23 protein-coding genes, 2 tRNA genes and 1 riboswitch are annotated in these 24126 nt (G+C 30.1%); of the genes, 9 read left to right on the top strand and 16 right to left on the bottom strand.

What is annotated here, in order from left to right; genetic code table 11:
- Positions 1-50 precede the first annotated feature (50 nt).
- Together C7U55_RS01280 and C7U55_RS13635 are read right to left on the bottom strand one after the other, a co-directional pair.
- On the bottom strand, positions 51-971 hold the full coding sequence (locus C7U55_RS01280; RefSeq protein WP_106987000.1) for a hypothetical protein: 921 nt from the start codon (positions 969-971) through the stop codon (positions 51-53).
- Positions 968-1111, bottom strand: a complete 144-nt coding sequence (locus tag C7U55_RS13635; protein WP_158556406.1) for a hypothetical protein — start codon at positions 1109-1111, stop codon at positions 968-970. The genes C7U55_RS01280 and C7U55_RS13635 overlap by 4 nt, the downstream gene beginning before the upstream one ends.
- A 113-nt stretch (positions 1112-1224) precedes the next feature.
- On the opposite strand from C7U55_RS13635, the gene C7U55_RS01275 reads away from it, so the two are divergent.
- The 4 genes from C7U55_RS01275 (at position 1225) to C7U55_RS01260 (ending at position 3070) form a co-directional block, all read left to right on the top strand.
- Positions 1225-2130 carry a hypothetical protein gene (locus C7U55_RS01275; RefSeq protein ID WP_106986999.1) on the top strand — a complete coding sequence of 302 codons (906 nt, stop codon included), beginning with the start codon at positions 1225-1227 and terminating at the stop codon, positions 2128-2130.
- A 45-nt stretch (positions 2131-2175) separates the two neighbouring features.
- Complete coding sequence (locus C7U55_RS01270; RefSeq protein ID WP_106986998.1) at positions 2176-2652, top strand: metallophosphoesterase family protein; 477 nt, start codon at positions 2176-2178, stop codon at positions 2650-2652.
- 117 nt (positions 2653-2769) lie between these two features.
- Positions 2770-2846, top strand: a tRNA-Arg gene (locus C7U55_RS01265).
- Positions 2847-2993: 147 nt separating this feature from the next.
- Positions 2994-3070: transfer RNA gene (locus tag C7U55_RS01260), tRNA-Arg, on the top strand.
- Positions 3071-3172: 102 nt separating this feature from the next.
- On the opposite strand, the gene C7U55_RS01255 is transcribed toward C7U55_RS01260, so the two are convergent.
- From C7U55_RS01255 to C7U55_RS01215, 9 genes are all read right to left on the bottom strand, one after another.
- Entirely contained in the window at positions 3173-4069 is an 897-nt protein-coding gene (locus C7U55_RS01255; protein WP_162297386.1) for an Rpn family recombination-promoting nuclease/putative transposase, read from the bottom strand.
- Positions 4070-4305: 236 nt separating this feature from the next.
- Positions 4306-5649, bottom strand: a complete 1344-nt coding sequence (mgtE, locus tag C7U55_RS01250; protein WP_106986996.1) for a magnesium transporter — start codon at positions 5647-5649, stop codon at positions 4306-4308.
- Positions 5650-5890: 241 nt separating this feature from the next.
- A complete protein-coding gene (locus C7U55_RS01245; protein ID WP_106986995.1) occupies positions 5891-6841 on the bottom strand; it encodes a ketopantoate reductase family protein in 951 nt (316 codons plus the stop codon).
- A gap of 38 nt (positions 6842-6879) precedes the next feature.
- The gene (mgtE, locus tag C7U55_RS01240; RefSeq protein WP_106986994.1) at positions 6880-8211 is read right to left on the bottom strand and encodes a magnesium transporter; all 1332 of its coding nucleotides are present in this window, start codon (positions 8209-8211) and stop codon (positions 6880-6882) included.
- A gap of 96 nt (positions 8212-8307) precedes the next feature.
- Positions 8308-8474, bottom strand: a riboswitch (M-box (ykoK) riboswitch).
- 36 nt (positions 8475-8510) lie between these two features.
- Entirely contained in the window at positions 8511-9650 is a 1140-nt protein-coding gene (locus tag C7U55_RS01235) for a D-alanyl-D-alanine carboxypeptidase family protein (RefSeq protein ID WP_106986993.1), read from the bottom strand.
- Between the two features lie 53 nt (positions 9651-9703).
- Positions 9704-9907 carry a helix-turn-helix domain-containing protein gene (locus C7U55_RS01230; protein ID WP_048923250.1) on the bottom strand — a complete coding sequence of 68 codons (204 nt, stop codon included), beginning with the start codon at positions 9905-9907 and terminating at the stop codon, positions 9704-9706.
- A 36-nt stretch (positions 9908-9943) separates the two neighbouring features.
- On the bottom strand, positions 9944-11719 hold the full coding sequence (gene uvrC, locus C7U55_RS01225; RefSeq protein WP_106986992.1) for an excinuclease ABC subunit UvrC: 1776 nt from the start codon (positions 11717-11719) through the stop codon (positions 9944-9946).
- Positions 11719-14022, bottom strand: coding sequence for an endonuclease MutS2 (locus C7U55_RS01220; protein WP_106986991.1), 2304 nt, complete (start codon positions 14020-14022; stop codon positions 11719-11721). Before C7U55_RS01220 ends, uvrC begins: the two co-directional genes overlap by 1 nt.
- 2 nt (positions 14023-14024) lie before the next feature.
- Entirely contained in the window at positions 14025-14774 is a 750-nt protein-coding gene (locus tag C7U55_RS01215; RefSeq protein WP_230324208.1) for a CvpA family protein, read from the bottom strand.
- 107 nt (positions 14775-14881) lie between these two features.
- Between C7U55_RS01215 and rnhC the strand changes: the two genes are divergently transcribed.
- Positions 14882-15640, top strand: a complete 759-nt coding sequence (gene rnhC / locus C7U55_RS01210; protein WP_106986989.1) for a ribonuclease HIII — start codon at positions 14882-14884, stop codon at positions 15638-15640.
- A gap of 25 nt (positions 15641-15665) precedes the next feature.
- Here the strand turns inward: rnhC and C7U55_RS01205 are convergent, their stop codons facing one another.
- The 3 genes from C7U55_RS01205 to lspA are packed head-to-tail and all read right to left on the bottom strand — an operon-like array spanning position 15666 to position 17515.
- Positions 15666-16133 carry a deoxycytidylate deaminase gene (locus tag C7U55_RS01205; protein ID WP_048923255.1) on the bottom strand — a complete coding sequence of 156 codons (468 nt, stop codon included), beginning with the start codon at positions 16131-16133 and terminating at the stop codon, positions 15666-15668.
- A 1-nt stretch (position 16134) separates the two neighbouring features.
- Positions 16135-17040, bottom strand: a complete 906-nt coding sequence (locus C7U55_RS01200; protein WP_106986988.1) for an RluA family pseudouridine synthase — start codon at positions 17038-17040, stop codon at positions 16135-16137.
- Complete coding sequence (lspA, locus tag C7U55_RS01195; RefSeq protein ID WP_106986987.1) at positions 17015-17515, bottom strand: signal peptidase II; 501 nt, start codon at positions 17513-17515, stop codon at positions 17015-17017. The genes C7U55_RS01200 and lspA overlap by 26 nt, the downstream gene beginning before the upstream one ends.
- 141 nt (positions 17516-17656) lie before the next feature.
- Between lspA and C7U55_RS01190 the strand changes: the two genes are divergently transcribed.
- The 4 genes from C7U55_RS01190 (at position 17657) to C7U55_RS01175 (ending at position 22131) form a co-directional block, all read left to right on the top strand.
- Complete coding sequence (locus C7U55_RS01190) at positions 17657-18196, top strand: DUF1836 domain-containing protein (protein ID WP_106986986.1); 540 nt, start codon at positions 17657-17659, stop codon at positions 18194-18196.
- Between the two features lie 89 nt (positions 18197-18285).
- A complete protein-coding gene (gene metF, locus C7U55_RS01185) occupies positions 18286-19173 on the top strand; it encodes a methylenetetrahydrofolate reductase [NAD(P)H] (RefSeq protein WP_106986985.1) in 888 nt (295 codons plus the stop codon).
- On the top strand, positions 19154-19801 hold the full coding sequence (locus C7U55_RS01180) for a vitamin B12 dependent methionine synthase (protein ID WP_106986984.1): 648 nt from the start codon (positions 19154-19156) through the stop codon (positions 19799-19801). The genes metF and C7U55_RS01180 overlap by 20 nt, the downstream gene beginning before the upstream one ends.
- Positions 19783-22131 (top strand): homocysteine S-methyltransferase family protein, encoded by a 2349-nt coding sequence (locus C7U55_RS01175; protein WP_106986983.1) that lies wholly within the window; start codon positions 19783-19785, stop codon positions 22129-22131. The genes C7U55_RS01180 and C7U55_RS01175 overlap by 19 nt, the downstream gene beginning before the upstream one ends.
- Before the next feature lie 11 nt (positions 22132-22142).
- Here C7U55_RS01175 and C7U55_RS01170 read toward each other — a convergent pair whose 3' ends face one another.
- A complete protein-coding gene (locus C7U55_RS01170) occupies positions 22143-22712 on the bottom strand; it encodes a 3'-5' exonuclease (protein WP_106986982.1) in 570 nt (189 codons plus the stop codon).
- Between the two features lies 1 nt (position 22713).
- Positions 22714-24126, bottom strand: coding sequence for a beta-Ala-His dipeptidase (pepD, locus tag C7U55_RS01165; protein WP_106986981.1), 1413 nt, complete (start codon positions 24124-24126; stop codon positions 22714-22716).

Here is a 24126-nt window from a genome sequence, read left to right as displayed (position 1 = left end):
AAAGACATTATATACTAACCTTTTTTTAAATTCAACTATATTCATAAATTTTAATATTCGATTGATTGTATTGTTTCTGATACATCTTTTACTTCTTCTTGATCACAATTATAAAGATATTCAATATCTTCTAATTCAATATCTATATATTGTAATGACGCTAAATGATAATGAATTGCTCCAGCAATACTGCGATAATCTTGTTCATCAATATATTTTGGATAGATTGAATAAAGATAGAAATTCAAGAATTGTTCACACATAGCAAGTAATGAAGGATTGTCATCTTCTAAAGCTTCCATTAATAATTTATAGATTTCATAACTTGCTTCTTGATTTAAAACCATAGGTGCATAGCTAGGATTAACTTCATAAGAAATTCCTTTTTTGATAACTTCCATATCTTCATCAATTTCTTGATCAATCATCAATTCAATTAATAAACTTTTCGCAAAGTCTGGTTTATCATTATTTCTAATAAATTGACGAATAGGAACAATCATACGACGAATATTCATCCCTTCCATTTGTTCAATAGCCATATAAAGTAAATCTTCATTGGTATCTTCTTTGGTTAAAATATTTTCAATTTCTTCTTCATTAAAGATTTTTTGACTTGTTCCTTCTAAAGAAGCTTCTTGTTTAGCAAGTAGTAGTTCATCGTATGCTGCATTATAAACCGTTTCATATTGATAAGGTATATAAGGCATTGATAATTCTTCTACAATTATATTGATTGCTTCTTCAAATTCTTCAAGGTCTTTTAAAATAGAAACATAAATAGCAACCACATCATAATACGTTTCTTCTGCAAGAGCTTTTGCTTTCAAACCTTCTTTTTTAGCTTGTTGTAATTCTTGCATACCATAAAGACAAACAAGTCTTTGATAACGTACTTTTTCATCTTCTAAATCATTTAAATAACGTAAAGCTTCTTTATATTGACCTGTTTCAATTAAATCTTCTATCATTCTTCCTCATCCTCATCATCTAATTGTAAATCGTATGTGATTTCGGGTTGTGTTTGTTCTTCATCATGTAATTTTTGAATCATTTCACTATAACCCTCTAGTTTTCCATTCTTCACAAAATCATCATCAGTAAGTGGCACATCTATCCCTCCTTCATTTTTTCGCTATTATAATATAAAATAAATCTTCAAAAAAGGCAAATTTTAAGACTATTTTCTATCATATTTCATACTTTAGGTATTGAGGTGATCACATGTTTAAAAAGTATTTAAGAAATATTTCTATGTTTTTTTTATGTATTTTTGCAACCTTTGTTTATTTTAAAAATGATGATGTAAAAAAAGAGGCAAAAGCAACAAATATACAGACCGTTATTTTTAAAGATCAAGATGAGACTTTGATTCCTGTTTCTGTTGATATCGGTGTCAAAGATGAGATCGAAAACAATTATCGAGGAATTATTGAAACAATGAAATCGACAGATTACAAAGAAATAGGTCTCTATCCTCTTTTTAATAAAAAACTCGAATTAAATGCTCTCATTATTGAACCTGATCAATTGACATTTGATTTCACAAATCATTTTCCTATAAAAAACGATCAACAAGCTCTCGATATTTGTGAAGCCTTAAGTTATTTATTTTGTAAGAATGGCATTACTAAAATTAATATGAAAATCAATGGGAAAGCTGTTTCAAACTTTAAAAACACAACAATTCCATTAAGTTGTATGACTGCTAAATTAGGTATAAATAATTTTGAAACCTCTTCTTTTGATCTTTATCAAACATCCTCTGTTCTTGTTTATAATGAAAAAAAGATTTCAGGAAAAACATATTATATTCCAACAAGTACCCGTATTCAAAGCGCAAATCAATCGATTGATCAAAAAGTATCTCTTTTATTAGATCATTTTGATAATTCTACTAAAATTGAAACTACAAAAAAATCTCAACTAAATGATGGTATTCTTTCTATTTATCTCTCTTCACGTATTTTAGAAAACGACGAAAGCATTAATCCCATTTTATATCAAAGACTTGAAAAATCCTTTTTATCTATTTCAAATGTCAGCAATGTAAAGATATTTATAGACAATGAACTCATAGAAGAAGATAAAAATGTAAGTTCTACTATTGATAATATCATACAAATATAGTGCAGATTCTCATTTTTTTGTTATAATAGTTATCGGTGATGAGAAATGAAAAAAATTGTCGTAATGTCAGATAGTCATGGTTATCATGCAATGATCGATCTTGTAAGAGAATTAGAGCCTGATGGTGATTGTTATGTTCATTGTGGTGATAGTGAGGCAGAAACTTATGATATGCAAGATTGGCTTTGTGTAAAAGGAAATAATGACTGGTATAGTGATTTCCCTGAACATATCCAATTTAAAGTAGAAGATTTGAATTTTTATGTCTGTCATGGACATCGTTTTGGTTACTTTGACCGAGAATCTAAAATGATCTACACATTACAAGAAGCTAACTGTGATGTCTTACTTTCGGGGCACACTCATGTCCCTACTTATGAAAAAATAGACAGATACACTTTCATAAACCCAGGATCGACAACCCTTCCTCGTGGTGGAAGTTCAAGAAGTTATTGTGTTATTCATGTTGACGGTAAAAAATTAGATGTTGAATTTAAAGATTTAAATGCTTATCAAGCATAAACATTGGTGTTTTATACATCAATGCTTTTTTATTAAAAAAGTGATTTTTTTATAAAAAAAATATTGCATTTATAAATTATCTATGCTATTCTAATTAGGCAGTTGAAAATAAGTAATGTCTACGTAGCTCAGCTGGATAGAGCACACGCCTTCTAAGCGTGCGGTCAGGGGTTCGAATCCCTTCGTGGACGCCATTTAATAAACAACAACCATTTGGTTGTTTTTTATTTTATTCCAAATACTTATTTCTGTTTTTTATAAAAAAATATAAAAAAAGCATTTTATTATTGCAATCTTTGAATAGTTATGCTAATATAAATGAGCAGTTGAAAGTAAGTAATGTCTACGTAGCTCAGCTGGATAGAGCACACGCCTTCTAAGCGTGCGGTCAGGGGTTCGAATCCCTTCGTGGACGCCATTTAATAAATTAACAACCATTTGGTTGTTTTTTTATTTATAGAATAAAAATAAAAAGATTTCAAATACGACATAAACATCGTAAATTGAAATCTTTTTTATTTTAATGAATAATACTTAAAATATCATTTTCATTTTGAATATCAAAAATGGATAAAGTAAGTTTATTAAGCTTTTCTATTGTACAACTTCTTATTGTACTTTCCGTTTCTCTAGATACATTTCCTAATTTAACATTCAATAAAGATAATAGCGTATTTCTCTTTTCTTCTAGTTTTCCTTCACTTCTAAATCCTTCTGCCATTCTTTCCATTCCTTCACACATATCGATTTCATCTCCTTCTGGTAAGTCTTTGATTAAATCTAAACTTCCTGTAATAATTGCTGCATAAATAAAGTTATTTCTATTCATCTTTACTCTTCGATGCAACTTATCATAGTTCCCCTTATACATGTTCTGTATCGCTTCGATAAAATAACGGGTTTGAGCATCTTTGATTTTACTCGTATCGATGTCTTTAACATCTACCAAATAGATTTTCCAATCATTAAAATAAGGTTTTAATTCTTTGGGTATTTCTAAATAATCACTTAATTTTAAAGGTCCTTCCCATTTCCTTGATCCTGTATAGAAAACAACCATAAACTGTGGAATGAGTCTTTTGTTTTTTAACTGTTTTAAATATTCCAACATTTCATAGATTCCACAGCGAATCACCATTTCTACATCAATCGTACTTTGATGTTCGATGCCAAAAAGACAATAGATCCCATTGACATCGGTTTTGACGACAATATCCCTTCTTCTTTTTTTATCTTCTACACTTTTTGTATCATTGATAATAAATGAGGTATCATTTTCAAACCGGACAAGTCTTTCAGGATGAATGAGTTGTTTTCCATCAAATAAAACAGCATTAGAAAAAGATGCAAAATGAATGTCATTACTGAAGAAGGTACGACAAGCACTATCAGGTGTTAAGTTATTTACTGTTATCAAATTCATTACCTACTTTCTTTTTTTTGAGGTAACTTATCTAGATCTGTTACAAGTAAATTGTATCATGGTTCTTCTTTCATTTTGTCTCAAGTTTGTGTCAAATTTGCGAGTTTCCTAACCAAAACGACTTGATTTTTATAAAATATTTGTTCCTTTTCTACCATTATTTTATCTTTCTTCTTTTCTTTCTTCAATGGACGTTTAGTCCAATAAAAAAGATAACCTCTCGGTTACCTCTAAATTAAATGTGTCATTAAAATTGTTGCCAATCCTAAAAATGCAAAAAAACCAAACATATCTGTAAATGTTGTTACAAACACACCACTTGCAAGTGCAGGATCTACATGTAAACGATCTAAAATTACTGGAACAAAATACCCTGCCAATGTCGCTATAACCATATTACAAATCATCGCAAGTCCAGCTACAACACCAAACCATGGATTTCCAGCAAAGAACCATGCTCCTAGTGATACAAGTGCACCAATAATAACACCATTTAAAATTCCAAGTCCTATTTCCTTTAATAAAACTTTTCGTGCATTTTCTTTATCTAATTCACCAAGTGATAATCCTCGAACAACAATTGTCAGAGTTTGTGTTCCTGCATTACCACCCATTCCCGTAATAATTGGACTAATGGTTGCAAGTGCAACTACTTTAGCAATAGTTCCTTCAAATACGCTAACAACACTAGAAGCCATGATTGCGGTAAAAAGATTAACAATCAACCAAGGAATACGGTTTTTAAATGATTCTGTAAGAGTTGAATCTAAACGTTCTTCTGAACCAACCCCTCCTAACAAGTTCATATCTTCTGTTGTTTCTTCTTCAATGACATCCATAACATCATCGATATCAATAACGCCAAGCAAATGATGTTGTTCATCAATAACAGGCATTAAAATATAACCATACTTACTAAAAACCTTAGCAACTTCTTCTTGATCTTGATAGTAATAAACAGCCTTTACATTTTGATTGGTAATATCCATCATTGGTGTATCAAAAGAACTTGTTACGATATCTCCTAAAGAGACAACCCCTTTTAAGATATTATCTTTATCAACAACATAGAGATAATGTCTTGGTTCTTCGTCTGTTGTTTGCAAGAAAAGTAAGGTTTCTTTAACGGTATTTTTTGCATGAATATCAAGATATTCAGTTGTCATAATCCCCCCAGCAGTTTCTGGGTTATATTTTAATAACTGTTTGACATCTTCTTTATCATCATCTTCTAATAATTCTAAAAAAGCATTCTTTTCGTCTTCATCTTCTAACGAACCAATAATATCGGTAATAACGTCATGACTTACTTCATCTAAAATTTGTTTTTGTTTATATTTTGAAAACAAATTTAACCATTCAAGTATAAGTTCTTCATCATCTTCTTCATCTAAGATATCCCCAATAACTTCATTTGGTAAATGTTCTAAGATTTCTTTTGATGAATCTTCATCCTCATGTAAGATATCCAAAATATCAGCGGGATGAATATTTTCTAAAACTTCTTTGATAATTTCTTTATTGCCATGAAGAATCAAATTTTTTAATTCTTCAGGTGTCATTTGTTTTATCATGTATTTTCCCCTCTCTTATTTAAAGAGGAACTTTACCGACGGTGGTAAATGATCCTCACTATTATCATTATTTCCACCGGATAACGGGTCTACTATCATTTTTACCACCTCCACCTTGTTCATTTTATCATAATGTATCAACTTTTAAAGAAAAAAATCATTTTTTTATCAAACTATAACCTTCTCTTAAGGAAGCATTAATCTTTATAAAAAAAGAAAGTAAATTTTTCATTACTTTCTTCTATTTAGCACAGGTTTCTCTTGAATCATTTTGGTCATAGTCAAATAAACCTTCATTTTTTTCTTCTAATGCTTTAATGAGATGATATGTATATTTATTATAAGGTGTTGGTATACCCAAATCTTTTCCCATTTTAATCAAAGTTCCTGAAAACATATCTATTTCTGTCGGACGCTTCGCATCTAAGTCTTGTAAAGTTGAATAATGTGCCCACGCTGGAACAGCACTTCCCCGAGTTGAAGAAGCCACTTTACTTAAATCAATTCCCTTTGCACAAGCAATCGCTTCTAGTTCTTGTCGTAAACCTTCTTGAATGAATTTCATATGTTTACTATCTTGATAACATCCTACACCTACTCCTAAAATAGCTTGTGGTAAATTATTACAAACATTTAAACGAAACTTACTCCAAATTTCCTCTTGAATAAATTCACTTGTACGATAGTGTAAACCGGTATTTTCAAATAAGTTTTCAATCGTTTGAACACGTTCACTTTGAAAAGGAGCTTGTTTTTCTCCAAAAACAATTCCAATTGTGGTTTCAGAATCAAAACGATAGCCATTTTCTTTACGTGAAGCCACTTTAATCAAAGCAGGCAAAACATGTTCATTTCCAACAACTTCACCAATGATTTCTTCACTGTCTACCCCATTCATCAATGACATAACTGTCGTATTTTTACCAACAATTGTTTTAATAGAATCAAGCGCTGGTTTTAAAGCACCATATTTTAAAGAAACAATCAATAAATCGACATTATGTGCTTCTTGGGATGTCCATACTTCAGGATAATACATTTGATCATTAATGAAACAACCTTGCTTTAAACGCTTTGCCCTTTTACCTTCTCCGATAACACCTAAACGAAGATCTTTTTTAGAACTTAAGCCCCAAATCATATAAGAGCCTACTGCTCCTGCCCCTAAAATTGCTACTGAGTTTATTTTCATTTATCTCACCTCGGGTTTTATTGTAACACACTTTTTCTTTACAAATTAAAAATATGCATTGCAACATTAAAGTAAACAAGAATGGAACAGGTATCCACAATTGTTGTAATTAATGGTGAAGCCATAATTGCTGGATCTAAACCAACACGATTCGCTAAAAGTGGCAAAATACAACCAATTAATTTAGAAAGAATAACTGTCACAATTAAAGATAACGCAACGACAAAAGCAATATTTACATCTTGATACATCAAGAAAATTCTTATTCCATTTGCCAGTGCTAAAATACTTCCTACTAATAAAGCAATACGAAATTCTTTAAACATCACTTTAAAAATTTCTTTAAAGCGTATTTCATCTAAGGCAATTCCTCGAATAATCAAAGTTGAGCTTTGTGACCCACAATTCCCTCCTGTATCCATTAACATTGGAATAAATGAAACAAGTAAAGGGACCGTTTGAAAAGCATTTTCATATTTTGTAATAATGCTTCCTGTAAGTGTTGCTGAGAACATTAAAACAAGAAGCCAAACAATACGGTGTTTTGCATGTTCAAAAACAGACATTTGAAAATAACTTTTATCATTGGGTTCTAAAGCCGCCATTTTAGAAATATCTTCATTTGTTTCATCAACCATAACATCCATCACATCATCACCCGTAACGATTCCTACCAACATTTTTTCATCATCAACGACTGGTAAAACCATCAAATCATATTTTCTAAAAACTTGGGCAACTTCTTCTTGATCCGTATGTGTATAAACATAGGTGAAATTTTCTTTCATCACTTCTTCAATTTTAGTCTTTTCGTCATTTAATAAAAGATCTTTTGTGGAAACAACACCAATAAGTTTTTTATTATCACACACATAACTTGTATAAACTGTTTTAGAATGATTTCCTTTTTCTTTTATAAAATTTAATGCTTCTAATATTGTCATTTCTTTTTCCAAAGAAAGAAATTCAGTTGTCATTAAGGCTCCTGCACTTTCACTTGGATAGCTTAAAAGTTGATTGATCGTTTGTCGTTGACTGGCACTTGCATGATTTAAAATACGTGTTACAAGATTTGCTGGTAAATCTTCGACTAAGTCAACAAGATCATCCATATATTGATTTTCAACTAAGGCAATAAGCTCTGTTTCGCTAAAAAGTTCTACAAGTTGTTTTTGTCTTTGAATATCCATATTAGAAAAAACACGTGCTGCCTGTTTTTTAGAAAGTAAACGAAAGGCAATCGCACATTCTTCTAATTCTAATTGTTGTAAAAGATAAGCTATATCGACTTCGCTTTCTTTCATGAGCAAAGCATGTAATTGTTTGTATTGTTTTGTTTCTAATAATTCGCGTAATAATTCTTTTTTCATCTTCTTGTCCTCCTTTTTCTTTATTACGTTCATGACCCTCGTCCATATAGCTCACCTCCTTTTAATAAAAAAACATCACTGCTTGAGTGATGTTCTAACTTCTTCCATCCGTTCAAGCTTTAGTATCACAGGGCATATCAATTACATTAAACAAAGCCTTCGCGACTTCATCTGCTAACCAGCGCATTGTGTCTCCACAATTTTGCGGCAGTAATCTTAGGATTTCCCAATCCCTGCGGTAACCTCACCTACCGATATCTATTTAATTCTCTTTCAGTATATTTATTTTGTTTAAAATGTCAATACGAATTTGTAAGTTCTTCTAGACATATATTTTGATTATGCATTTTTAACGCATTTTCTTTGCCTACATATCTAAAAATATTACAACTATCATTTTGTGTAAGCGCTACTTTGTCATGAGGATAGCGAAGAATATAGCCATATTCATAACTATGTCCTAATAGCCATTGATAAACATCTGTTGTTTCAAATTCTTCATCTTTAAGCCCATTCACTTTTAAAGAAACAACCGTTCCTAATTGATATTCACTATATCCCGCTTTTGAAGCCTCTTCTTCTAAATTAAGTACATCATAACTTGTATAAGCCTTTGTTACTAAAAATCTTTTCTTTAAATCTTTATAAAGAGCATCATACATTTCCTTTAAAGCATTACAAGCATCTTCATTTAAATACATTGAATAAGAAAGACGTGAAACATTTTCGATCATCTTCATATGTTTTGATTCATAACCACCAATAAATGTTTGATCATTAATAACTTGACTTAATGCATCTATCTTATAAAGTCTTGAAGCATTTGGCTTTAATTCTGTATTCATCAAAATATAAAGTCCTTGACTATCATAATTCGAAACCATTTCCTTAAAAAGTTTATATGTATCTTCTTTTTCAGTATCTAAAGTCGTTACATAATTATTTGTTAAAACAATATAACTATAGTCATCATCATTATAAAGCGTTCTTAATAATTGATAATAACGCACATTATCAAAATCAAAATACGTACTTTTTTGATATGCATAAAACAAATCATTTTTAATCAATGTACGAAAATAGTTCCCCGCTTGTGAACCAAATTCAACCGTTAAACGATCAACAACACTATTAACATCATTTAAAAGATCTGTCACAGATGCATATTTTTTAGCTTCTTTTAATTCATTATAATATTGAAAATATTGTAGATGAAACTGATCATAGGTAATATAGTCAATAAATTCATCAACCGCAATTCCATGATCAATTAAATAATCTTGTTCTTCATCATCTAAATATTGTTCTATCAAAGCTCGATTATCATTATTAATACCATTAACTCGATAAAAGCGATCATATTTTAAATTTAAGGTTGTAAACGCAAGTATAAAACATAAACTCGCATAAGCATAAAGATGCCATCTTCTTAATTTCATCTCAATCACCATCCCTATTATATAGAATTATAGAAAAAAAATAAAGGAATTCGCTAAAGCTGCAATTCCTTTAACTTAATCAATTCAAAAACAGCTTGTATTCGTGATTCAACACCTAATTTTTGAATCACATTTGAAATATGATTTCTAACTGTTTTTTCGCTAATATTTAACTTCTTAGCAATATCTCTTGTTGAATAATTTTGAACTAATAAATGAAAAATCTCTTTTTCTCTTGGTGTTAAAATAATATTCATATTCCACTTCCTTAATAGTAGTATATGAAATCTCTTCTATTTGGTGTTTTGTAAAACTGTAAATAAATTTTTTGCCACTTCTTTAGGAAGCACTTCTTCTAATTGTTCAATTGTAGCTTCTTTTAATTTTTTTACCGAACCAAAATGTTTTAAAAGTTCTTTTTTACGTTTTGGTCCAATTCCTTCCACATCATCTAAAATAGATTGGAATAAAGATTTTGAACGTACATTTTTATGAAAAGAAATCGCATAGCGATGAACTTCGTCTTGCATTCGTGTAAGCAAGAAAAAGAGTTCACTTTTTTTATCAATATTAATTTCATTAAAATCACTATCTATTAAAACTGCGGTAGAATGATGATCATCTTTAGCTAGACCACAAACTTTAATACCAATATTTAAGCTATCAATTACTTCTTTAGCAACTTTAATTTGTCCTTTACCACCATCGACAATAATCAAATCAGGTTTCTTTAGCCCTTCTACCAAAACGCGATAATATCGACGATAAATAACCTCTTTCATGCTGCCATAATCATCAGGACCTTCCACCGTTTTTATTTTAAATTTACGATAATCCTTTTTAGAAGGGACTCCGTCAACAAAGCACACCATACCCGCTACAGCATAGGCTCCTTGAATGTTAGAGTTATCGAAAAGTTCAATTCTTCGTGGTGTCACCATATTTAATTTTTCACCTAGTTGATGAATGGCACCAATGGTTGCCTTTTGATTTTTTTCAATCAATAAAAATTTCTTTTCAAGCGCTTCTTTTGCATTATTGGTTGCCATTTCAATAAGTTTAGCTTTTTGTCCTTTTTGTGGTTTCACAATCTTACATTCTAAAATTTCTTCTAATAACGTTGTATCTAAATCCTCCGGTAAAAGAATTTCTTTAGGATACGTATTTTCTTGATAAAAACCAACAATAAATTGCGTAATTTGTTCATTTGCATCTTGTAAAGGGACAAGATTTAAGTCTCTTGCTAATAACTTTCCATTTCGCATAAAGAAAAGCTGTAAAGAAAGATAGCCTTTATCTTGATAATAGCCAAAAATATCACGATCGATTTGATCTGAAAATTGAACATGTTGTTTGCTGGTTACATGGTGAATATAATGAATTAAATCACGATATTCTTTTGCTAATTCAAAGTTTAATATTTCTGAAGCTTGCATCATTTTATCTTGTAAATCATCAATGATTTCTTTGGTATCTCCTTGAATAAATTGTGTAATTTGTTTGGTGATTTTTTTATATTTTTCTTCACTTACTTCATTTACACAAGGTCCTAAACATTGATTCAATTGATAATAAAGACATGTTTTTTTAGGAATATGATTACATTTTCTAAGAGGATATAATCGATTTAAAAGTTTATACGTTTCTCTGGCAGCTGTGCCATCTGGAAAAGGTCCAAAGTGTTTATGTTTTTTTTCTTTAGCGTTTCTTACTATTTTTAATCGTGGATGTCTTTCTTTTGTGAGTTGGATATATGGATAATATTTATTATCCATAAAACTAATATTGTATTTAGGTGCATAATCTTTAATCAGATTAATTTCTAATAAAAGCGCTTCTTTTTCACTATCTGTGACAATATATTCAAAATCAACAATTTCTTGAACAAGTTTTGTTGTCTTGTAATTATGAATTCCCGCAAAATAAGAAGAAACTCGATTCTTTAATTTTTTTGCTTTTCCTACATAAATAACCGTACCCTCTTTATCTTTCATTAAATAACAACCTGGTTGCATAGGTAAAAGCGATAATTTATCTTTTATATATTTAACATCATATTTAATATCCATTATTCAAAATACACCAAAGTAGCCCCTAGACCACCTTCATTTGGTCCTCCATCTTGATAAGATTTTACATATTTATTTTTATCCAGTAGTTTACGTACACCTTTTCTTAAAGCACCCGTTCCCATACCATGAATAATACGCACCATGGAATAATTAGAAACAAGCGCATTATCAATAAATTTATCAACAGCAATCATTGCTTCTTCATAACGCATTCCTATAATATTAAGTTCAAAACTTTGCTTTGTTGCTTTACGTAAAGATCGAATATTCGATGTTTCTTTCTTTTCGGGTACTTTTTCATGCATAAATTGAACTTCTGGTTTTTTAGCATTTAATTTTAAGCCACCCATAGAAATTGTCAATAGTCCTTTTTTATTAATATCAATAATTTCTCCTTGACGATTGACCGCTAAGACTTTAACAATATCACCTATTTTATAATCATGATCTTCATGATTTTCTTGTGTTTTCTTTTGATATTTTAAATCATCTAATTGTTTTTTAGCTTGAATGACTTGATGAGGTTTCATTTGTCCCTGAAGTTCTTTTAGAATAACATCCGCTTTATCTTGTGCTTGTTTTAGTAAATCATTTGCTTCATCTTGTGCTTTTTCAATCATTCTTTCTTTTCTTGATTGATAATTATCTAAAAGTTGTTGATAATGTTTTTCTTTATTTTGGACTTCTATTTGTAACTTATCTAATTCTTCTTTTTGTTGGCGAAGAGCTTCCATTTCTGTTTGTAGTTTTTCTAATAATTTTTGTGATGTTGTCATGCTTTCACTTTTTAAAAATGCTGCATGATCGATAATTTGTTGATTCAAACCTAGATGTTTAGAGATTTCAATCGCATAAGAATTCCCAACACTTCCATCAATTAATCGATAGGTTGGTTTCATTTTTTCTTGGTCAAATTCAACCGATGCAATCTTAATATAATCCGATTCTTTCGCATATTCTTTTAAAGCACTATAGTGTGTTGACGCTAATACATAAGCTCCTTTTTCATGTAAATATGTTAAGATAGCTTGAGCAAGGCTTTCACCTTCATGAGGATCTGTTCCTGAACAAATTTCATCAATAATGACTAAACTTTTTTTAGATGCCTCTTGAGTAATTGCGACAAGACGTTTCATATGAGATGAAAAAGTTGAAAGAGATTGTTCAATAGATTGTTCATCTCCAACATCCACAAAGATTTCATCAAATAAAGGTACTTTCGCTTCTTTAACAGGAATAGGTAAACCACAAATTGCCATTAAAGAAAGTAATCCTGCCGTTTTTAACGCTACTGTTTTCCCACCGGTATTACTTCCACTAATAAGCAAAATGTCTTGTGGTTTCTTTAAAACAATATCATTAGCGATAATTTTATTTTGATCAATCAAAGGATGTCTTGCTTTCAACATTTCAATTCCTTGAAAATCTTCATCAACAATTGGTAAAACCATGTCTAACTTCTTACCATATTCACCAATTGCAAAAATAACATCGACATCAATCATGATTTCTAAATTTTCTTTTAAAACTCGATCATAGCTTTTTACTTTCTTCGTAAGTTCTAATAAAATACGATGAATTTCGATTTGTTCATCTTGTTTAACTTGCGCTAATTGATTGTTATAAGCCACAATGGCTTCTGGTTCAACATAGGTTGTTCTTCCTGAAGAAGAATGTCCATGTTGAATTCCTTTAACTTGATTTTTATAAGAAACATTGACTGGTAAAACAAAATGATCATTTCTAGTTGAAATGACATCATGCGAAAGATAATCTTTATTTTGTAGTTTCAATGCTTCTATTTTCTTTCGCATATTGACTTCAATCGCATTGATTTGTCTTCTTAAACGATAAAGTTCTGGACTTGCATGATCATAGATATTTCCAGAAGGATCAATACATTTTTGAATTTCATTATATAAATCCTTAGGTAAATAGAAAAGTTCCATTGTTTCTACTAAATGACTTTTTTCAATATCATTTTCTAAATAATTTTGTATTTCTAAAACATTTTTTAATATTTGAATAATTTTTAAAAAATCTTGAGGATAACAAACGCCTCCCTTTTGTGCCTTTTGAATGATTTCTTCAATATCTTCATAAGGTGCAAGAGGAATTCTTCCATAAGCATAAATAATTGTCATAGCATGGAAAACATCATCTTGATAAAGTTTTAAATCATCTAAATCATGATAAGGTTTTAAAGCATCTACTTGATGTTTAGCCATTTCACTAAAACAATAGTTTTTGATTGCTTTTTGTATCATGGAAAATTCTAATGTTTCATAATATTTTTTCAAAGCTATTCCCCCTTTAATATACTTTTAATATCTATTTGATAGTTTTGACAAAGATCTTGTAATTTTTGATAATCTTCTTCACTTAAATCATCTTTAGCTAATTCACTATAATAATCTTGAATAAATTGTTTAATCGTTTCTTTTTCTAACCATTGATTTTGATCTGCTTGTTCGATAAAATCCGTCACAATTTCTGCTTGTTTTTCATTTGGTAATGATAAATCAAAAGAAGTTAATTGGTCAAGTTGATCGTATTCAATAAACGATGAATAATAATCCGGCATGGTTTCCATAATAAAAGAAGCAACCCTACTTTCTTGAATTGTTTTCTTACTATCTTTAATAAAAGGAATAAAAATCATTGATAAAGCCAGATAAACAAGGATTACCCCTTGAATAATTGAAAGAATACTTCCTAGTAATCCATCAAAAAAACGTGTCATTTTTAATAAAGAAACAATCTTCTTTAAAAAAGGTTTTAAAAGCGTTCCTAATAATTGAAATAAAAATTTTGTAATAAAAAAAATAATCACAAAAATAAGTATTTGATTCATTTTCTCACCAAGAGGAGCAAGTAATCCTTCTAAAGAATAGAGTGTCCATAACTTAGAAAGTGGCATAGAGAAATTAAATGCCAAAAAAAGTGAGAAAAATAACGTAAAAAAGTCATAAAGTCTTATTATAAATCCTCTTATATATCCCATAATTGTATATATAATAAGGAACAGTACAATAACAAGATCCAAAGTCATTGGATTCACAAAATCACCTCGCAATAATTGTATCAAAACAAAAATATAGTGTCAAAAAATGAAAAATATGTTATAATTGGTATATATGGTAGGAGGAAAGAAATGACATGAATGTAGCAAATAATAACAAACTAATGAATATTATCGATATGCATGTTGAAAAGTACGCCCCTGTAACTGAAGCTGGTTCATCTACTGGAGAAAAGAATTATTATCCTTTATCTCATATTGGTTGTGATGAAACAGGTTCTGGTGACTTTTTTGGACCTCTTTGTGTTGTTGCATGTTATATCGATGAACGTGATTATGATTGGTTGATGAGTTTAAATATTCGCGACCCTAAACTCATGACTCCACAAGAAGTTATTGATATTGCTAGAGAAATCAAAGATCGACTTGTTTATAGTTTATTGATTCTTGATAATTCTCACTATAATCAAATGGCCGCGGCAGGACATAATCTTGCAAACATCAAAGCAAAACTTTATAATCAAGCCGTTACAAATGTAATGCAAAAAGTTGCAATGAAAATTGATAAAAAAGTCGTAAATCAATTTGTTTCACCTAAAACGTATTATAATTATTTAAAAAATGAAGTAATCGTTGTAAAAGATTTATCATTTGAACAAAAAGGAGAAGAACAATACCTTGCAATTATGTGTTCGTCTATTCTTTCGAAATACGCCTTTTACCAATATTTTAATAACATGTCACGTAGTTTAAAAATGAAATTACCAAGAGGTAATACAAGTTCTGTCGTAGATCATGTTGCTATAACAATTGCACAAAAATATGGTAAAAAAATGTTGCTTAAAGTAACAAAAACAAATATGACAAATTACAAACGTATTAAAGATGTAATTTAAGACCTTCCTAGGAAGGTCTTTTCTTTTACAAACTATTCAATTCAAAAGCAGGAATTTTTGTATATTTGACCCCTGCCGCATCTAACATACGTTTTGCAGCACGATCACTGTCTGTTCCTTTATATTTTTCATCTTCATAAATAATTTCTTTAATTCCACTTTGAATGATGGCTTTGACACATTCATGACAAGGAAATAAAGAAACATAAATCGTACATCCTTTTAAATCACCAATACTATTTAAAATAGCGTTCAATTCAGCATGAACAACATATGGATATTTTGTATCATATAAATCCCCTTCTCTTGCTTGCCAAGGAAATTTATCATCTTCACATCCCCATGGTAATCCATTGTAGCCAACTCCCACAATTTTATTTTCTGGAGAAACAATACAAGCACCTACTTGTGTATTGGGATCTTTAGAACGATGGGCTGAAAGCTTTGCCACTCCCATAAAATATTGTTGCCAAGAAATAATTTTTTTAGACATCTTATTCTCCTTTCAATTCATCAAGTTTTGCTTGAAAATAATCAGGTAATGGACATTCAAACTCTAAATATTCCCCTGTTGTTGGATGAATAAAACCTAATTTTTTAGCATGTAAGAATTGTCCGTGACTTTGATCATCTTTTTTCTTACCATATTTTGGATCTCCATAAACTGGATAACCAATATAAGACATATGCACCCTAATTTGATGTGTTCTTCCTGTTTCTAAACGACATTCAATTAAAGACATGTCTTTATATCTTTCTAAAACTGTAAAATTCGTAATCGCTTCTTTACTATTGTTTTTTGTGACCGACATTTTTTGACGATCATTAACATCACGGCCAATTGGTGCATTGACTTTTCCATGGGTATGAGGAATCACTCCATGAACCAACGCCACATAACGACGTGTCACACTATGTTCTTTTAATTGTTCACTTAATGATTGATGCGCTTTATCATTTTTAGCTACCATCAATAAACCACTGGTTTCTTTATCGATGCGATGAACAATACCAGGACGATTGACACCATTAATACCCGATAAATCTTTACAGTGATAAAGAAGCGCATTCACTAAAGTGCCACTATAAATACCAGCACTTGGATGAACAATCATCCCTGAAGGTTTATTGATCACAATCACATCTTGATCTTCATAAACAATATCTAAAGGAATATCTTCTGGCAAAACATCCATATCCTTATTATCAGGAATGGTTACTTCGATATCATCATTCATTTTAATTTTATAACTTGCTTTTTCATTTTTACCATTTACAAGAATATGTCCTTCTTTAATATATTCTTGAATAAGGGTTCTTGATAAATTGGGCATTTCTTGCATCACAAATTTATCTAAACGTACATTTTCTTCATTAATTTCTAATTTTCTTTTTTCCATCTATATAATCCTCAAATACAATCTCTAAAATTATCAATCCTACTCCAATTACAACGGCCATATCCGCAATATTGAAAATAGGAAAATCATAACCAAAAATAATAAAATCAATAAAATCTCTTACATACCCTAAATAAAGTCGATCCGTTAAATTGCCAACCAATCCTGCAAACGTTAAAACAATCCCATAACGTGTAAGTCTTTGCGCCTTTGTTGTCTTATTAAAATAATAAAACATAAATATCGCTGCTCCTAAAGAAAATACTACAAATAAACTAATATGTCCTGATAAAATCCCCCATGCAGCACCTTGATTGTGCGAATAAGTATAATAAAAGAAATTATCAATAATTGTTTGTGATTGTCCTAGTTTCATCGAAGAAGAAACAAAAATTTTGGTAAGTTGATCACCAATAACAACCACTAAAAAAGTTACAATATATAATACCCAATTTTTCTTACTTACATTTTTCATCTAATCACCAAAGACATTATACAATAAAGCTTTTTAAAATCCTAGTAAGATTTTTCTAGGTATATAGTATTAAATACCATTTTATATAGTTTGTATTGAAAAGAAAGTGTATTCCTTATACAATAACATAGAGGTGAAAACATGAATAAAGAATTACTTGAAAACATTATAGAAAAAGAAAGTCAAAAAAGTTCTCTTGTTTCAAAAGATATTCCTGATTTAGATCTCTATATGGATCAAATTATGACTCTTTTTGAAACCCATCTAGCAAATAATAAAAAAAATGAAGAAGATAAGCTTCTTACAAAAACCATGATCAATAACTATTCTAAGGCAAAAGTCATTACCCCTGTTAAAGGAAAGAAATATACAAAGGAACAAATCATTCAAATGTTGATTATTTATCAACTTAAAAACAATCTTTCGATTCAAGAAATCAAAGAACTCCTTACTCCTATTTATGAAAGTGATACAGATTTATCTTTACTTTATGATCATTTCATAGATATCAAACAAGTAATGAACCACCAACTTCAAAAACTCATTCAACAAATTCTTGAAGATTTTAACTTACAAATCGAAAATCAAGAAGATTTCTTTTTACTTGTTGCCAGTCTTTCTTCTTTAAGCCATTCGCTTACCAATATTGCCGAAGCACTTATTAATGAAAAGAAGTCATAATAGTTTAAAACTATACCCAACTTCTTTCATTTATTCATTTACTCTCTCTTCTATTCTCTATATAATAGTAAACAAAGTGAGGGAAATATATGAAAATTAATGAATTATTAAAGAAAAGACCAACATTATCTTTTGAGATTTTTCCACCAAAAAATAATGAAAACGATATTACATCTATTTATGCAACCATTGATGAACTAGCAAAAATGAATCCTGATTTTATATCTGTCACTTATGGAGCTAATGGTTCTACCTCTAAAAATACCTGTAAAATTGCTTCTACTATTAAAAACAAATACGGGATTGAATCGGTAGCACATCTTACTTGTATGAATAATACAAAAGAAGAAATTAAAGATATTTTAACTGAACTTAAAGAAAATAGCATCGAAAATGTCCTTTCTTTACGAGGGGATTATCCTAAAGATGGTGATGGCATTAATCATGGAGATTTTAAGTATGCCAGTGAATTAAATAGCTATATTGAAGAAAACTTTCCAAATGATTTTTGTTTATCTGGCGGATGTTATCCAGAAACACATTACGAAGCACGAAACTTTGATGAAGATCTTTTAAATCTAAAGAAAAAAGTAGATGCTGGCGCAAAATATCTTGTCACACAAATTTTTTATGACAATCAATATTATTATCGTCTTGTAAGAGAAGCAAGAAAAATTGGAATTAATGTTCCTATTCTTGCAGGGATTATGCCAGCTCATAATCCCAAACAATTAAGAAATATTGCAAAAATGTCAAACTGTTCTGTTCCATTTGATCTAGCAGCCATGATTGATCGTTTTGCTGGAAATCCTAAAGCGGGAAAAGAAGTTGGACTTCATTATGCAACGTATCAAATCATTGATTTAATGACTCATGGTGTAGATGGAATTCATATTTATACAATGAATAAACCAGAGATTGCGAAAGAAATTTTAAAGAGAACGGAATATATTCGTGATGAATTTTTCAAAGATTAAAGAAAATGCTTTAAAGTATTTAGGATATCATCATCAAACACTTGATGAAAAATTAAACAATTTGATTGATGAATGTATAGAGGAAATTGAAAAAATGAGTTCTTTTAGAGCAACTTATCGTAAATTTCCTCTTTCTTTTCATCCTTTAAGAATAGATGAAATTTCTTTAAATCTCAATTATCCAGAGCTGAATGATTTATTTCAAAATTGTCATGAACTTATTATTATTGGCTGTACTTTAGGGTTACAGGTAGAAAAAAGATCTCATTATTATAGTCATATTGACATGACCAAAGCGACGATTTTTGATGCTGTCGCAAGTAGTTTTTTAGAAGTGAAATGTAATGAATATGAAGATGAACAACTGATTGGTAAAAGAACGTTTCGTTTTTGTCCAGGTTATGGTCGTGTCCCTATTGAACTCAATAAAGAGCTTGCATTCATTATCGAAAGTTCTAAAAAAATTGGTTTGACTGTCCAAGAAAGTAATATTTTATTACCACAAAAATCAATGATTGGTTTGATTGGTTTAGGTGATAACAGAAAAGAAAAAACATGTCAGAATTGTTTACATATAAAAGATTGTAATTTTAGAAAGAGAGGTCAAACATGTTACGCAAAAGATTAAATAAAGATCTTCTTATTTTTGATGGTGGTTTTGGTTCCCAACTTCAAGAACTGGGAATGAAAGCTGGCGAAATCCCAGAATATTATAATATTGAACATCCTGAAACGATTATTGATATTCATCATCGTTATTTAAAAGCGGGAGCTGATTTTATTACCACAAATACATTTGGCGCAAATCCTCTTAAATTAGAGCAACATAAATATAGTTATCAAGAAGTGATTTTAGCGGCTATTCAAAATGCAAAAGAAGCTAAAAAAATCAAACCTGATGCTTATATTGCTTTAGATATTGGACCTATTGGTAAACTTATGGAACCTATGGGAACTTTGACTTTTGATGAAGTTTATCAAAGCGTTAAACAAATGGTAGAACTTGTAAAAGAGGATATTGATGTTGTTTTATTTGAAACAATGACAGATATTTATGAATTAAAAGCAAGTATTTTAGCCGTTAAAGAATGTAGTGATCTTCCTATTTTTGCGACGATGACCTTTGAAACAAATGGTCGTAGTTTATCAGGATGTGATCCTCTTACAATGGTCAATGTCTTAGAAGGATTAAAAGTGGATGCTTTAGGGATCAACTGTTCTTTAGGACCAAATGAAATGGCTCCAATTATTGAAAGCATTTTAGAAAGTACCTCTTTTCCTGTTATGATTCAACCAAATGCAGGTCTTCCTCTTTTAGAAGATGGACAAACCGTTTATCCAATGAAAGCAGATGAATTTATTGATGCGATTGTTCCCCTTGTTAAAAAAGGAATCGCCATCGTTGGTGGATGTTGTGGAACAACACCTGAATTCATTCAAAAATTAAAAGAAAACTGTCCAGCAACAGTAACCCAAAGAGAAGTTTCTTTATTGACACGAGTCTCTTCAGGAACAACAACTGTTGAATTTGGAAAACATGTTGTTGTTTGTGGAGAACGTTTAAATCCAACAGGAAAGAAGAAATTAAAAGTGGCTTTAAAAGAAGAACGTTATGATGAACTTGTTGTAGAAGCTATTAAGCAAGAACAAGCAGGAGCTCATGTTTTAGATGTCAATGTCGGTTTACCTGGTATTGATGAACCAAAAGTAATGAAACATGTTATTAAATTATTACAAGAAGTTATTCAACTTCCTTTACAAATTGATAGTTCTAATTTCCACGCAATTGAAGAAGCTTGTCGTTATTATAATGGAAAACCGCTTATTAACTCTGTCAATGGTAAAGATGAAACTATGGAAGCCGTCTTCCCTGTCGTAAAAAAATATGGTGGTGTTGTCATTGGTTTAGCCTTAGATGAAAATGGCATTCCTCCAAAGGCTGAGCAAAGATTTGAAATCGCTAAAAAAATCATTAATAAAGCAAAAGAATATGGCATTGATAAAAAAGACATTATTATTGACTGTCTTGTTTTAACCGCTTCTGCCCAACAAAAAGAAGTTATGGAAACAGTCAAAGCTGTTTCTATGGTTAAAACATTGGGTGTTCATACTGTTTTAGGAGTAAGTAACGTTTCTTTTGGTTTACCAAATCGTCCTTTACTTAATAAAACATTCTTAGCAATGGCCATGTCGGCAGGACTTGATTTACCAATTATCAATCCATTAGATCAAGAACTGATGAACACAATTGATGCCTTTAATGTACTTTACAATTATGACCGAGACGCTACAAACTACATTCAAAAGCAAGCACAAAGTCAAGTTGTTTTACCAAAACAAACAACATCCTTTTCTTTAAACGATGTTGTCTTACACGGTTTAAAAGATGAAGTAAAAAAAGCAACAGAAACAGCTTTAAAAAGTCAAGATGGTCTAGCCATTGTTAATGAAATTTTAATTCCTGCTCTTGATCAAATTGGGAAGGATTATGAAACTGGTAAAATCTTTTTACCTCAATTGATCCAATCAGCAGAAGCAAGCAAAATTGCATTTGATGTGATCAAACAAACATTTAAAACAACGAAATCTTCTAAAGGTCCTGTTTTAATTGCGACTGTCCATGGTGATATCCATGATATTGGGAAAAATATTGTAAAAGTTGTTTTAGAAAGTTACGGTTATCAAGTCATTGATTTAGGAAAAGATGTGCCTGCAAAGGTCGTTTTAGAAGCCTATCATAAGCATCATCCTAAAGCTATTGGTCTTTCAGCTTTAATGACAACAACAGTTGTTTCAATGGAAGAAACAATTACTTTATTAAAACAAGAAGAAAATATGTGTCCAATCTTTGTTGGCGGTGCTGTATTAACAGAAGATATCGCTCAAGATATTCATGCCGATTACTATACAAAAGATGCCATGGCTGCCGTTAATTTACTTAATGAAATTGTACATTAAAAGGAAGTTTATTAAAAACTTCCTTTTACTATATGATTTAATATTTGTCCACAAACATAAGCATCATCATAAGCACGATGCGCATTTTCATTCTTGATATGTAAATAATGAGCAATCGTTCCTTGTTTATAATTATAAGGTCCATGAATATACTTTCTTGACAATTGCAAGGTATCTACATAACAGATTTTTCCTGTTAATTGAAGTCGATCAAAGGTTTCTTTTAAAAAAGACATATCAAATTGAGCATTATGCGCACAAACAAGAACTTCTCCTTGAAGTGCTTCTTTCATAAACTCTTGAAACATTTTATACGCTTTTTCTTCTCTTGGTTGGTTTTCTAACATTTCATTAGTAATATGTGTTAAATTAGAAATAAACTCAGAAACTTCTACTTCTGCATTAACAAGTGTATTAAATTTTTGAACAGCTTGTCCATTTTCAAAAAGAACAGCTCCTAATTCAATAATTCTTTCCTCTTTTGGATTCAAACCAGTTGTTTCTACGTCAAAAGCAATAAATCTTTTTTCTAATTGATTTTTGATATCTTGATCATATTTTACTTTAATAAGTTCTAACATTTTATAATCTCTCTAAAAAATGAATTAATCTTTGATAACATTTATAAAATGAATTCATATTTAATCTTTCATCAGGTGTATGAATATCAAACATATCTGGACCTAAAGTAATAATATCTAAATCTTGAAGTGCCCCTTTGAAAATACCTGTTTCAAGACCACTATGTGTCCCTTCTTCTTTTAAAGTGATTCCTTCTGTTTCTTTAACAAAATCAACATATTGTTTTCTAAGTTTTGAACTTTCATCATAATTCCATCCTGGATAGTTATTATCTAAAACATATTTTGCCTTAAACATTGATGCAATTAAACTCAATTTATTTGATAATTCATCTTTGGCCGATTCCATTGGAGAACGAATTGAAAAATAAATATTGAATTTTTCATTCATTTCCACCACACCCATATTTAAAGAAACATTGGTAAGATCCATTTTAAAAGATTTATGCATAAAACCATTAGGCATTAAATACATCATCGAAATAAGATCTTGGCTTTCTTTAACTGAAATCACTTTATTTAAAGAATCTACTTTTTCTAAATGAACAAATATATGTTTATCACTTTCTTTTAATTCTTCTTTTAAATCATTTTCTACTTTTAAAACAACTTCTTTTATTTTTTTAAAATCATCATTTGAAGCAAAGACACTGACACATTCTCTAGGAATCGCATTATCTTTTAAACCACCTTTAAAACTTCCTAATAAAAATTCAATGTTATTTAAAGAAAGATGATAATAGACACGTGTCATAATCATATTAGCGTTCCCTCTTTCTAAATGAATAACGCCTCCTGAATGTCCTCCTTGTAAGCCACCCACATAAAGTTGATAACAAGGTGATTCATTTTTTAGATAAGAAAGTTCTTTTTCAACAACAGCTCTTCTTCCTCCAGAACAGCTTACAGTAATAATTTTTTCTTTCCCTCTATCAAGTCCAATCATCTTTTTCGCTTTTAAAATACTTTTATCAAGACCCATCGCTCCATTAAGACCTACTTCTTCTTGAACGGTAAAAACACATTCTAAAGCTGGATGTTTTAAGCTTTTATCATCTAGTAAAGCAAGCATATAACAAACACCAACACCATCATCCGCTCCTAATGTTGTTTTATTGGCATGTAAAAAACCATCTTCTTCAATAAGTTCAATGGGATCTTTTGAAAAATCATGGTCGCTATCATTGTTCTTTTCACAGACCATATCCATATGTCCTTCTAACATGACCGTTTCATGCTCTTCATAACCTTCCGTTGCTTCTTTAAAAAGCACGATATTATGCATTTTGTCCCTTACATATTTTATATTTCTTTCTTTTGCAAAGTTTTCCACATAATCACAAATTGCTTTTTCATTGTAAGATCCTCTTGGAATCCTTGAAATTTCTCTAAAATAATATTCTACTTTTTCCAT

The sequence above is a fragment of the Faecalibacillus faecis genome, from assembly GCF_003024675.1.
GTDB lineage: Bacteria > Bacillota_I > Bacilli_A > Erysipelotrichales > Coprobacillaceae > Faecalibacillus > Faecalibacillus faecis.
Note: the sequence above shows the minus strand (reverse complement) of the source record. Positions and strands in the feature narration are given on the sequence as shown.